A 15,626-nucleotide genomic window follows, 5' to 3' on the forward strand; every position below is an offset into this window, starting at 1 on the left:
AGAATATGTAGCACCGCGCAACGAAACAGAAAGACAATTAGCCGAAATCTGGCAGAATCTCTTAGGATTAGAACAAGTAGGAATTCATGATAATTTCTTCGAATTGGGTGGTCATAGTTTATTGGCCACGCGTTTAGTTTCCATGATCCGAAAGGAGTTACGCATAGAAGTTTCTATCCGGGAAGTATTTGAACATACCACGATCTCTGGATTAGGGACTCATATATCCGCCCATTCAGAAGGGGTTTTATTACCAGAGATTACTGCAGAGGAGCGTCCTCTGCGTATTCCCTTATCATTTAGTCAGGAACGCCTATGGTTTTTGGATCAGCTGCAAGGGAGTACAGAATATCACATACCTATTGTTCTTCGTTTAGAGGGAGCATTAGAATCATCAATATTAGAGCAAACTTTACAAGAAATTGTTTCGCGTCATGAGATCTTGCGCAGTATGCTTCTTTCAGAAGACGGAGTAGGTTATCAGGAAATTATCAGTGCAGAGGGCTGGTCATTGGATCAATTGGAAATAGAGGATGAATTAATGCTGGAAAGCAGTCTGCAGGATTATCTGATGCGTCCATTTGATTTATCGAAAGATTACAAGTTACGCTCCTGTTTGTATGGTCTGGGGAACAATCAATATGTATTAGCAAATGTTTTCCATCATATTGCCAGCGATGGCTGGTCAGAGGGAATCTTGGTGAAGGAGTTTATGGAATTGTACAGCGCCTTTCAATCAAACAAAATTCCTGATTTACCAGAGCTTAGTTTACAATACGCAGATTATGCCATTTGGCAGCGCAAGTATTTAGAAGGCGAGGTTTTAGATAATCAGTTATCCTATTGGCAAGCAAAACTAAGAGGTGTAAGTACCTTGTCTTTACCCACTGATCATGTTCGTCCTTCTATCCAGAGCAATGCTGGTGCAAGTGTTTCTTTAGAATTAGGAAAAGAGCTGAGTGACTCATTAAGTTCTATATGCCAGAAAGAAGGCGTTACGCTGTTTATGTTTATGTTATCAGCCTTTAAAGTATTATTATCCCGATACAGCGGACAGGAGGATATTTGTGTAGGAACACCAATAGCGAATCGTACGCAATTGGAGTTAGAGGGAATGATAGGCTTTTTCATAAATACCTTAGCTCTTCGCAGTGATTTAAGCGGCGATCCGAGTTTCAAGGATGTACTGGCAAGAGTTAAACAGACAACTTTGGAAGGTTATGACCATCAGCTGACTCCTTTTGAAAAGGTTGTAGATCGTGTGGTTACTACCCGAGATATGAGTATGACGCCGTTGTTTCAAGTAATGTTTAGGCTGCAGAACATTCTTAAAGATAATAATTTAGAGACTAAATTAAAGGAGGTTAAATTATCATCATATGATTACGAAGAGGTCGCGACTCAGTTTGATTTAAATTTATTCGTAAAAGAAAATGATTTAGGGATATCATTAGAATTAGTTTATTGTAAAGCATTGTTTTATGAAGAAACTATAACAAGTATGTTATGTCATTATCAGGAGTTGTTACGCAGCATTGTAGATGATGTTACTCAGACTATAGGTAATTTATCCATGTTAACAGAGCATGAAGAAAAGCAATTAGTCGATAATTTTAATGCTACTAATATTAATCTTCCAAAAGGATTTTTGCATACTCCTTTACTCAAAAAAATTGAAGAGATTCCTGATAAGATAGCGGTAATTACAAATTATAAAAATTTAAGTTATAAAGAATTAGGTCAGCGTAGCCTTTGTTTGGCAGGATACTTATATCGTCATCATGTGCGACCTAATGTACCGGTAGCGGTATTGATGCATAAAGGGTGGGAAGAAGTAGTAGCAGTATTGGGTATTTTGCGTTCAGGAGCTGCATATTTGCCTATTGACGCAAGTTTGCCAAGCCTTCGTATTAATCAGCTACTTAAATTAGCAGAGGTAAGTCAAGTAATAACAACTTCTGAAGTTTTAGATAATTTAGAATTGGATGAATGTTATAATACTTATGTTATAAAACCCGACGAGTGGGATACTCAAGATAGTTTAATAAAGGTTCCACATATTTGTAGCCCAAGTGATTTAGCATATATAATATTTACTTCTGGATCAACTGGAGTGCCTAAAGGAGTCATGATTGATCATCAAGGAGCATTAAATACAATACAGGATATTAATCAACGCTTTGAAATTAGTGAAAATGATAGTGTACTAGGACTGTCTAGACTAAATTTTGATTTGTCAGTTTATGATATTTTTGGAGTTTTAGGGGTTGGTGGACAATTAATATTACCAGCACCGGATGAATATCGTAATCCGCAATCGTGGTTACAATATTGTCAAAAACATTCTATTACAATATGGAATACGGTACCTGCCTTAATGCAAATTTTCATGGATTATATTGAAGATACCCATAGCAGATTGTCATTACAAACAGTATTAATGAGTGGAGATTGGATTCCAACAGATTTACCTAAACGAATCAGATCTTCTTGTTTGGATGTGAAAGTATATAGTTTAGGAGGAGCTACGGAGGCTTCTATTTGGTCTATTTTTTATCCAATAGAAATAGATGTAACCGATCTAACAAGTATTCCTTATGGGAAACCTCTAGGAAATCAAAAAATTTATTTATTAACAAAAGAATTACAAGCTGTTCCAGTAGGAGTAATTGGCGATTTATATATTGGAGGTATAGGCGTAGCATTGGGGTATTGGAAAGATCAAGAAAAAACGCATAAGAGTTTCTTTACCCATGAGAAATTAGGTAGAATATATAGAACTGGAGATCAGGGATATCATCACTCAAATGGGAATATAATTTTTATGGGGCGTAAAGATGATCAGGTCAAGATACGGGGATATCGCATAGAGTTGGGTGAAATTGAGAATGTATTGTTATCCTTATTGGGAGTAACCCAGTGTTGTGTATTAGCTAAAGAAGATACAAAAGGAGTAAAGCATTTGGTAGGATATGTAGTATTGGAAGGAGCGTTGGATAAAGAGTATCTACAAGAAAATTTAAAATTTAGTTTACCTGAATATATGGTTCCTATGATTTGGGTAGAGTTAGAAGAAATGCCATTAACCAGTAACGGAAAGTTAGATAAAAAAGCGTTACCAGAGATGGATAGTTTAGTGTTTTCAGTACAAGAGTATATAGCTCCCCGTAATGAAACAGAAGAGAAATTGGTTGCTATCTGGCAGAATCTCTTAGGCGTAGAACAAGTAGGAGTCAATGATAATTTCTTCGAATTGGGTGGTCATAGTTTATTAGCCACGCGTTTAGTTTCTATGATTCGTAAAGAATTTGAAAGTGAAATTACAATCAAAGATGTATTTGAATTTACAAGAATAGAAGAATTAAGTACCTATTTAAGACACAAAGAAATCAAAGAAAAAGAAAATCAAGATATTACTTACAAAAAAATAATAACAATATAATGGATAAAATATTAAATCTTTTAAAAATAGCTCAGGATCAAGGAGTAAAGTTAGAGCTAGAAGGCGAGAATTTAGTTTTAAAATCAGAAAGTGAGAATATTAATGATGCATTGCTAGCAGATATAAAAGATAATAAAGATCTTATTATTAAACATCTTGAAAAGTTTGAAGTAAATAGAAATCACGATAAAGGATTAGGGAAGTATACTGTAAAACCATTCGATAGAGATCTTATCAAGTACATTCCTCTATCTTATAGTCAGGAGCGTTTGTGGTTTTTGGATCAGTTGGGCGGTAGCGCAGAATATAATATGCCCATTGTGTTACGTTTAGATGGAGCATTAAATATTTCAATTTTAGAAGAATCATTACAGACTATTGTTTCTCGCCATGAGGTATTACGCACGAATCTTTTATCAGAAGAAGGAATAGGATATCAGGAGGTCATAGAGGCTAAAAATTGGTTTTTGGAGCAAGAAGTGGTATCGGATGAAGAATTGCTAGAGAGTCATTTAAATACATATCAGAATAAACCATTTGATTTATCAAAAGATTACAAGCTGCGAGCATGTCTATATACATTAGGAGATGAGAAGTATGTTTTAGCTTGCATTTTCCATCATATAGCCAGCGATGGCTGGTCACAAGGTATTTTGGTAAATGAGTTTATGGAATTGTATAGCGCTCTTGAGTCTGGTCGTAAGGCAGTTTTACCAGAGCTTAATTTACAATACGCAGATTATGCCATTTGGCAGCGCAACTATTTAGTAGGTGAGGTTTTAGAGAATCAGTTATCCTATTGGGAATCAAAATTAAGGGCTGTAAGTACTTTGTCCTTGCCTATGGATTATGCACGACCTTCTGTACAGAGCAATGCAGGAGCTATTGTTTCCTTAGAGTTAGACAAAAAAATAAGCGCTTCACTAAGTTCTATATGCCAAGAGCAGGGTGTAACACTATTTATGCTGCTGTTATCAGCTTTTAAGGTATTGTTATCTCGTTATAGTGGTCAGGATGATATTTGTGTAGGAACACCAATAGCCAATAGGACGCAATCGGAGCTAGAAGGAATGATAGGCTTTTTTGTAAATACCTTAGCACTTCGCAGTGATTTAAGCGATAATCCAAGTTTTAAAGATTTATTGTCAAGAATAAAACAAACCACTCTGGAGGGGTATGACCATCAACTGGCACCTTTTGAAAAGGTTGTAGAGCGTGTAGTTAATACCCGTGATATGAGCATGACACCATTATTTCAAGTGTTATTTGTCTTACAGAATACTCCCGAAGGATCTGGAGATTTATCTTTGGAAGGAGTTACCTTGTCGGGATATGAGTTTGATATGGTTAGTTCTAAGTTTGATTTAAATATGGTGATTTCTGAATTTGAAGAAGTCATTACATTAAATTTAGAATATAGCACAGCTTTGTTTGATAAGACTACTATTGATCGCATGATATTGCATTACCAAAATTTGCTGCAAAGCATAATAAGCGATATCACACAGCCAATAGATAGTTTATCAATATTAACCAAAAAGGAAGAGATACAATTATTAGATATTTTCAATGATACTTTTACAGAATATCCTAAAGACAAAACAATATTAGATTTATTTTCGGAACAGGTAAAAAATATTCCTGATGCAATTGCTGTAGTTTTTGAATATCAGGCATTAACTTATAAAGAATTAGATCAACGTTCGAATCAATTGAGTCATTATTTAAATGGACAAGGAATAATTACAGATAGTTTAGTCGGAATTTGTTTAGATCGTAACCTGGAAATGGTTATTGGTATTTTGGGGATATTAAAATCAGGCGGAGCTTATGTTCCTATTGATCCGGAATATCCAAGTGATCGTGTGGCTTATATGCTTAAGGATGCTAGTATTAAAACGGTGTTGAGCAGCAATACTACTGGTAACTTATTAGAAGGGTATGAAGATTTATCGATTTTATTATTGGATACTGATTGGGATCTTATTTCAGGCTATTCAACAGAGAATTTGAATAAAGTAATAGCTCCAGATGATTTGGCATATGTTTTATATACTTCAGGAAGTACAGGAAAGCCAAAAGGTGTAATGATGTCTCATTATGCATTATTCAACTTGATATGTAATAATAATCAATTAGGTATTTCTAATCAAAGGGTGACACAATTGTCAAGTATAAGTTTTGATATGTCATTTCAGGAAATATTTTTTGCAATTACACAAGGAGGAGAATTATATATAGTTCCATCAGAAACTAAGAAAGATTTAGCTGGTTTAGTAAATTTTATTAAGAACAAGAATATTGAAGCAATGTTTCTTCCAACAGCTTTTTTTATATTTCTTGGAGCCGAAGGTGTTTTCGAAAAAATAGATTCAGTAAAAGACCTTATTGTAGCAGGAGAACAATTAAAATTGTCTGAAAATGTAAAAAAATATCTAAAGCAACAAGGTGTTATGTTGCACAACCATTATGGTCCAACAGAAACGCATGTTGTAACAACAGATATTATAGACTACAAAAGTAGAAGTGACGAAGACGAAACTATATCAATAGGAAAGCCTATAGCCAATACCCAAATTTATATTCTTAACAATAGTTTAAAATTATTACCAATAGGAGTAATTGGAGAATTATGTATAGGAGGCGTTCAGGTGGCCCGAGGTTATTTAAATAAAGAAGAACTAACTCAAGAGAAGTTTACAGCGAATCCGTTTAGAGAAGGCGAACGAATTTATAAGACAGGCGATTTAGCCCGTTGGCTGCCAGATGGAAATATAGAGTATATCGGCAGAAAAGATGATCAGGTTAAGATCCGCGGCTATCGAATAGAGCTGGGCGAAATAGAGAATATATTGTCATCATTACCGGGAGTAACACAGTGCTGTGTTCTGGCTAAGGAAGATGCAGGTGGGAACAAGCGTCTGGTTGGTTATGTTGTTGTAGATAAGGAGTTAAATAAAAATCAAATACAAGAATATTTAAAATTAAGCTTACCAGAGTTCATGGTTCCTATGATCTGGATTCAATTGGAGAGCTTCCCTTTAACCACTAATGGAAAGTTAAACAAAAGATTATTACCGGAACCTGATAGTTCAGAATTATCCAGTAAAGAATATGTAGCACCGCGCAACGAAACAGAAAGACAATTAGCCGAAATCTGGCAGAATCTCTTAGGATTAGAACAAGTAGGAATTCATGATAATTTCTTCGAATTGGGTGGTCATAGTTTATTGGCCACGCGTTTAGTTTCCATGATCCGAAAGGAGTTACGCATAGAAGTTTCTATCCGGGAAGTATTTGAACATACCACGATCTCTGGATTAGGGACTCATATATCCGCCCATTCAGAAGGGGTTTTATTACCAGAGATTACTGCAGAGGAGCGTCCTCTGCGTATTCCCTTATCATTTAGTCAGGAACGCCTATGGTTTTTGGATCAGCTGCAAGGGAGTACAGAATATCACATACCTATTGTTCTTCGTTTAGAGGGAGCATTAGAATCATCAATATTAGAGCAAACTTTACAAGAAATTGTTTCGCGTCATGAGATCTTGCGCAGTATGCTTCTTTCAGAAGACGGAGTAGGTTATCAGGAAATTATCAGTGCAGAGGGCTGGTCATTGGATCAATTGGAAATAGAGGATGAATTAATGCTGGAAAGCAGTCTGCAGGATTATCTGATGCGTCCATTTGATTTATCGAAAGATTACAAGTTACGCTCCTGTTTGTATGGTCTGGGGAACAATCAATATGTATTAGCAAATGTTTTCCATCATATTGCCAGCGATGGCTGGTCAGAGGGAATCTTGGTGAAGGAGTTTATGGAATTGTACAGCGCCTTTCAATCAAACAAAATTCCTGATTTACCAGAGCTTAGTTTGCAATATGCAGATTATGCCATTTGGCAGCGCAGGTATTTGGAAGGTGCTATTTTAGATAATCAGTTAACGTATTGGGAAGAAAAACTAAGAGGATTAAGTACGTTGTCTTTACCTACGGATCATGTTCGTCCTTCTGTACAGAGTAATGAAGGAGCTAGTGTTTCTTTAGAATTAGGAAAAGAGCTGAGAGACTCATTGAGATCTATCTGTCAACAAGAAGGCGTGACGCTGTTTATGTTATTGTTATCAGCTTTTAAAGTATTGTTATCCCGATATAGTGGTCAGGATGATATTTGTGTAGGAACACCAATTGCGAATCGTACCCAATCGGAATTAGAAGGAATGATTGGCTTTTTTGTCAATACTTTAGCACTTCGCAGTGATTTAAGCGGCGATCCTAGTTTTAAGGAATTATTGTCAAGAGTGAAGAAGACAACTCTGGAAGGTTATGACCATCAGTTAACACCTTTTGAAAAGGTTGTAGATCGGGTGATTACTGCCCGCGATATGAGCATGACGCCGTTGTTTCAGGTTTTATTTGTATTACAAAATGCGGATGATAATTTTGGAGAAAAAGATAGAGGTTTAAGTGATATATCCATTTCTGGATACGAGTTTGATACCGTTACTTCCAAGTTTGATTTAACATTTAGTGTATCAGAAGGCGATCAAGGTATTTCTCTGGGAATAAATTATTGTACGGCTTTGTTTGATAAGGCTACGATCGACCGTATGCTGTTGCATTACCAAGAACTGTTGGCTAGTATTGCAGACAATATCACGCAGCCTATAAGCAATCTTTCAATACTTACCAAGGAAGAATCACATCAATTGTTGAATGTTTTCAATAACACTGATGTTGTATTTCCATTAGATAAAACCATCGTTGATTTATTCGAAGAGCAGGCTAAACAAACACCTGATGCTATCGCAGTTGTTTATGAACAGGAAGAGCTGACTTATAAAGAATTAGATGAGCGTTCGAATCAGTTGGGGCATTATTTACGTGAACAAGGCGTACAGCCGGATGATCTTGTGGCTATTTGCCTGGAGCGAAGCCTGGAGATGCTCGTAGGTATACTTGGAATCTTAAAATCAGGAGGAGCTTATGTTCCCATCGATCCGGAGTATCCAACAGATCGTATTGACTATATGCTTAAAGATGCCGGTATTGGTTTGGTTCTAAGCAGCGAAACAAGCAGTAATGTTATAAACAAAGGTGAAGATTTATCAGTTCTTTGTCTGGATAAAGATTGGGATCTTATCTCGGGTTATTCTGCGGGGGAACTCAGCAATGTATTAACTGCATCTAATTTAGCATATGTTATCTATACTTCGGGAAGCACTGGTACTCCTAAGGGAGTGATGAATGAACATGGAGGTATTTTGAATCGCTTATTATGGGCACAATCCCAATATCAGCTTAAGAGTGATGATACAATCCTACAGAAGACATCTTTTGGTTTTGATGTATCAGTATGGGAATTTTTGTGGGCTATTAGTTTTGGGGCACGATTGGTTTTTGCCAAACCGGAAGGACATAAGGATGTTGAGTATTTAAAGCAGATTATAGAAAAGGAAAACATCACGACCATTCATTTTGTTCCTTCGATGCTGAGGGTTTTCTTAGAGGACATCGAATTAGGGGATTGTACTTCCTTAAAACAAGTTTTGTGTAGTGGAGAGGCTTTGCAAGTAGATCAAGTTCTCTTATTTAACGATAAATTTAAGGATGTTCGATTAGATAATTTATATGGACCTACCGAGGCCGCAATTGAAGTAAGTTCATGGGAAGTACCACTAGGGGATTCCTTATCTCAAGTTCTAATAGGAAAGCCGGTAGCCAATACAAGTTTATATGTTTTAGACAGTCAAAATCAATTATTGCCAATAGGAGTAATTGGAGAATTATGTATAGGAGGCGTTCAGGTGGCCCGAGGCTATTTAAATAAAGAAGAATTAACTAACGATAAGTTTACAGCGAATCCGTTTAGAGAAGGCGAACGAATTTATAAGACAGGCGATTTAGCCCGTTGGTTGCCAGACGGAAATATAGAATATATCGGCAGAAAAGATGATCAGGTTAAGGTCCACGGCTATCGAATAGAGCTGGGCGAGATCGAAAACGTATTGTCATCATTACCAGGAGTAACACAGTGCTGTGTATTGGCAAAGGAAGATTCCAGCGGATCTCTAAGGCTCGTTGGTTATGTGGTCTTGGACGGAATATTGAACAAAGAGTTATTGCAAAATGGATTAAAATCAAGTTTGCCGGAGTATATGGTTCCTATGATTTGGATAGAGTTAGAAGAAATGCCATTAATCAGTAATGGAAAACTGGATAAGAAGTCATTGCCAGATCCGGATGGTTCAGAATTATCAAGCAAAGAATACGTAGCACCACGCAACAAAACCGAAGAGAAGTTAACAGTAATCTGGCAGGAATTATTAGGAATTGGTAAAGTAGGAATTCATGATGATTTCTTTGAATTGGGTGGTCATAGTTTATTGGCTACACGTTTGGTTTCTATGATTCGAAAGAAACTGTTAATAGAAACTTCTATTCGGAAAGTATTTGAACACACCACGATTTCTGAATTAGAAGCTCATCTATCAGCCCAGTCAGAAGGTGTTTTATTACCAACAATTGTTGCAGAGGAGCGTCCGGCTCGTATTCCTTTATCGTTTAGTCAGGAACGTCTATGGTTTTTGGATCAGTTGCAAGGCAGTACAGAATATCACGTACCTAGTATTCTTCGTTTAGAAGGAGCATTAGAGGTATCGATATTGGAACAAACCATACAGGAGATTGTTTCGCGTCATGAGGTCTTACGCAGTATGCTTTTATCAGAAGACGGAATTGGTTATCAGGAAATTATAAGCGCAGAAGGCTGGTCGTTGGATCAGTTTGAAATATCCGATGCAAACTTGCTGGAAACCAGTCTGGATAGTTATGTGACCCAACCCTTTAATTTATCGAAGGATTATAAGTTAAGAAGTTGCTTGTATCATTTGGGTAACGAGCAGTATGTCTTAGCATGCGTGTTCCATCATATTGCCAGCGATGGCTGGTCAGAGGGTATTTTAGTGAATGAGTTTATAGAACTGTACAGTGCTAAGATTCAAGGTAGGACTCCGAGTTTGCCTTCATTACCAATCCAGTATGCAGATTACGCTATTTGGCAGCGTAAATATGTCTCAGGGGAAGTTTTGGAAGCTCAGTTGCGTTATTGGGATAATCAATTGCGAGGAGTATTACCATTGTTGCTGCCTACAGATTATGTACGACCATCAATTCAGAGTAGAGCGGGAGCGAGTACGTCATTTAATATAAATCAAGAGCAAAAAGGTGCATTAGAATTAATTTGTAAATCAGAAGGTGTTACGATGTTCATGGTGTTACTATCTGCTTTCAAAGTGTTGCTGTATAAATATAGTGGACAAGAAGATATTTGTGTTGGTACACCAACAGCCAATAGAACACAAGCTGAATTAGAAGGAGTAATAGGATTTTTTATTAATAATCTAACAATACGTACCAAGATAGATTGTAAAAATTCATTTAAAGATCTATTAGTTCAAGTTAAAGAAACAACTTTAAATGCTTATAATAACCAGAGTGCTCCATTTGAGAAAGTTGTAGACAGAGTCATGACAACTCGGGATACGAGTATGAGCCCTTTATTTCAAGTAAAATTTTTATTAAATAATACCCCAAGATCAGAAGAAGTATTTTTAGATAAAATAACTATAGATGGCTATGAGAGAGATAATATAAACTCTATATTGGATCTTTCATTTAATGCACAGGAGACAGAAAAAGAGATCTTATTTGATATTGAATATTGTACAGATTTGTTCAAAAGTGATACTATTGAATCTATGATTATTCATTTTGAAGAAATCATTAGCAGTATAATTAAAAATATAAATGAGCCAATAAGTAATCTTGAGATGTTGTCTATTGAAGAAAAACAACAAATACTATTTGAATTTAATAACACACAGGTTGTTTATCCAAAAGACAAGACCCTGGTTGATTTATTCGAGGAACAGGTTAAGAGAACCCCAAATAATATTGCTGTTGCGTTTGAAGATGAAGTATTAACTTATAGAGAGCTTAGTGAACAATCAAATTGTTTGGCGTATTATTTAAAGAATACAGGTAAGTTAGAATCAGAAGATATAGTAGGAGTAATGATGAATCGTAATATGCGGTCAATTGTTTCTATGCTGGGAATTATGAAATCAGGAGCCTGTTATTTACCAATTGATAAAGATTATCCAAGTTCACGTAAGTCATTTATTATAGAAGATGCTAATGTAAAATTGTTAATTATAGATTCAGAAAGCTTATTTGAAGTAATGGACTATGATACAAAGATATTTTCAATAGACATAGAGTTTGAAACAATATCAAAAGAAGTAACAATATTAGATTTAAATAATAGTAATGTTAAATCTTCAGATTTAGCCTATATAATTTATACTTCCGGAAGTACAGGTAATCCAAAAGGAGTTATGATAGAGCATGGTAGTATTGTCAATACAATGTTATCACAAATAAATACTTTTTCAGTAACCGAAGCTGATAATTGTTTACAATTTGCGAGTCATTCTTTTGATGCTTCTATATCAGAGATTTTTATATCGCTATTATCAGGATCACAATTATATATAATAGAAGAAGAAAATAAGTTTAATGTGAGTTATTTTGTAGATTATGTTGAAAAAAATCAAATATCAATAGCCACATTACCTCCTGCCTTTTTAACATTATTGGATTGTAATCAAATATCCAGCATAAGAACATTGATAACAGCAGGAGAACAAGCGCCATTAAAACAGGCAAAGTTATTTGCAGAAACAGGAAAATACATCAATGCTTATGGACCAACAGAAGTTAGTATTTGTGCTACTACCTTTAGTGGGGAAATTGGTACAACAGTGCCTATAGGAACACCAATAGCCAATACACAAATTTATATACTTGATGATAGTCAAAATATAGTTCCTATTGGAGTAATTGGAGAATTATGTATATCAGGAGCTGGTTTAGCTCGTGGCTATTTGAATAGAGAGGACTTAACGAGAGAGAAGTTTATAGCGAATCCTTTTATTAAAGGGGAGCGACTATACAAAACTGGCGATCTGGCACAATGGTTGCCTGAGGGTAATATAGTGTATATAGGCAGAAAAGATAATCAGGTTAAGATCCGCGGTTATCGAATAGAGTTAGGCGAGATCGAAAATGCATTATTTTCTTTACCAGGAATAATACAGTGCTGTGTATTGGCTAAGGAAGATGCAAGTGGCAGCAAGCGTCTGGTAGGTTATGTTGTATCTGACGATGATTTTGATAAAGAATCGATACAAGAATCATTAAAAACGAAGTTGCCTGATTATATGGTACCTCAATTGTGGGTAGTATTAGATAGTTTTCCATTAACCAGTAATGCTAAAGTTGATAAGAAGTCATTACCGGATCCGGATAATTCAGACTTATCGAGTAAAGAATATGTAGCACCAAGCAACGAAATAGAAACACAATTAGCAGAAATCTGGCAGAATCTCTTAGGAGTAGAACAAATAGGAGTTTATGATAATTTCTTCGAATTGGGTGGTCATAGTTTGTTGGCTATTAGAATGATATCGCTTATCCGTAAGGTGTTTGAAGTCGAAATGTCAATCCATGAGGTTTTTGAATATCAAAGTATCTTAGAGATATCAGCACTCTTGTTGTCAAAAGATAAACAAATTCTACTACCAACTATTGTTGTGCAGGAAAGAGGAGTTCGCATTCCTTTATCGTTTAGTCAGGAGCGACTATGGTTTTTGGATCAGCTGCGGGGCACTACAGAATATCACGTACCTACTATTCTTGGTTTAGAAGGAGTCTTACAGGAATCGATACTGGAACAAACCTTATATGAGATTGTTTCGCGCCATGAGGTTTTACGCACTATGCTTCTTTCAGAAGAGGGAATCGGTTATCAGGAAATTATCAGCGCCGAGGGCTGGTCATTGGATAAAGCAATTGTATCTGATGAGTTATTATTAGGAAATATTATAACAGATTATGTAAATAAACCTTTTGATTTATCAAAAGATTACAAGCTGCGAGCGTGTTTGTATACATTAGGAAATGAGAAATATGTTCTGGCTTGTGTTTTCCATCATATTGCCAGTGATGGCTGGTCAGACGTAATTTTAGTGAATGAGTTTACGGAGCTGTACAGTGCTCTGCAATCTGGCCGCAAAGCAGTTTTACCAGAGCTTAGTTTACAATATGCAGATTATGCCATTTGGCAGCGCAAGTATTTAGAAGGGGAGGTTTTGGAGAATCAGATATCCTATTGGGAAGAAAAATTAAAAGGTGTAACTACCTTGTCTTTACCAACGGATTATGTTCGTCCTGTTGTGCAGAGCAATGAAGGAGCCAATGTTTCTTTAGAATTAGGAAAAGAGCTGAGAGACTCATTAAACTTTATCTGTCAGGAAGAAGGCGTAACGCTATTTATGCTAATGTTATCTGCTTTCAAGATATTATTATTGCAATATAGCGGACAGGATGATATTTGTGTAGGAACACCAATTGCGAATCGTACGCAATCAGAGTTAGAAGGAATGATAGGCTTTTTTGTAAATACCCTAGCACTTCGCAGTGATTTAAGTGGCAACCCTAGCTTTAGAGATTTATTGTCAAGAGTAAAACAGACAACTCTGGAAGGTTATGACCATCAGCTTGCACCTTTTGAGAAGGTTGTGGATCGGGTGGTTGCGACCCGTGATATGAGTATGAGTCCATTGTTTCAAGTGATGTTTTCCTTACACAATAATAAAGAAAGTGCAGATGCAGCTTTAGAAGGCTTGACCTTATCATCACATTATATTGAAGTGGTAAGTTCTCAATTTGATTTGTCACTTAGTGTATCAGAGAGTAACAAAGGTATTTCATTAGGAATAAATTATTGTACAGCTTTATTTGACAAAGGAACAATAGATCGAATGCTGTTGCATTATCAAGAGCTGTTGGTTAGTATTGCAGGCAATATTACGCAACCAATAAGCAGTCTGTCCCTGCTTACTTCGCAAGAGGAGAATCAATTATTATTTGAATTTAATAATACTGATGCTGCCTATCCATTAGATAAGACCGTAGTAGATTTGTTCACCCAACAGGTTAAACGAACACCAAATGCTATTGCAGTTGTTTATAAACAGGAACAATTAAGTTATAAAGAATTAGATCAACGCTCAAATCAGCTGGGGCATTATTTACGCGAACAAGGCATACAGCCGGATGATCTTGTGGGCATTTGTCTGGAGCGAAGTTTAGAGATGCTCATTGGTATTCTGGGAATATTAAAATCAGGAGGAGCTTATGTTCCCATCGATCCGGAGTATCCAACAGATCGTATAGATTATATGCTTAAAGATGCCAAAATAGGTTTGGTTTTAAGTAGTGAAACAAGTAGCAATGTTATAAGCAAAGGTGAAGGTTTATCAGTTCTATGTTTGGATAAAGATTGGGATCTTATCTCTGGCTACTCTACAGGGAAACTCAGTAATGTATTGTCTGCATCTAATTTAGCCTATGTTATATATACTTCTGGAAGTACTGGTACTCCTAAAGGAGTGATGAATGAACATGGAGGTATTGTGAACCGCTTATTATGGACACAATCGCATTATCAACTTAAGAGTGATGATGCAATCCTACAGAAGACGTCTTTTAATTTTGATGTATCAGTATGGGAATTTTTATGGGCTATTACTTGTGGGGCACGATTGGTTTTTGCCAAACCGGAAGGACACAAAGATGTTGAGTATTTAAAATACATTATAGACAAGGAAAACATCACGACGATTCATTTTGTTCCTTCGATGTTGAGGGTTTTCTTAGAAGATATCAAATTGGGAGATTGTAACTCCTTAAGGCGAGTTTTATGTAGTGGAGAGGCTCTACAAGTAGATCAAATAAACTTATTTAAGAATAAATTCAAGGAGGTTCAATTAGACAATTTATATGGACCGACAGAGGCAGCAATAGATGTAAGCTCATGGCAAGTACCACTAGAAGAATCTTTGTCTCAAGTTCTAATAGGAAAGCCAGTAGCCAATACAAGTTTGTATGTTTTAGACAATCAAAACCAGTTATTGCCAATAGGAGTAATTGGAGAATTATGTATAGGAGGCGTTCAGGTGGCCCGAGGCTATTTGAATAGAGAAGACTTAACTCAAGAGAAGTTTATAAAGAATCCGTTTATTGAGGATAAAACTTCCAGATTATACAGATCGGG

General features: G+C 36.1%; 2 protein-coding genes. Both read left to right on the forward strand.

Features of this window, described 5'->3' with window-relative positions; all coding sequences use genetic code 11:
• A partial coding sequence (locus tag C8P67_RS21265; protein ID WP_147298274.1) for a non-ribosomal peptide synthetase occupies nt 1-3,442 on the forward strand: 3,442 nt, incomplete at its 5' end.
• Nucleotides 3,442-15,626: non-ribosomal peptide synthetase (locus C8P67_RS21270; protein WP_115815213.1), on the forward strand; the 12,185-nt coding region annotated here is incomplete at its 3' end. The genes C8P67_RS21265 and C8P67_RS21270, both read left to right, overlap by 1 nt.

Origin of the sequence: Flavobacterium aquicola (assembly GCF_003385115.1) — a bacterium.
Classification (GTDB): Bacteria; Bacteroidota; Bacteroidia; order Flavobacteriales; family Flavobacteriaceae; genus Flavobacterium; species Flavobacterium aquicola.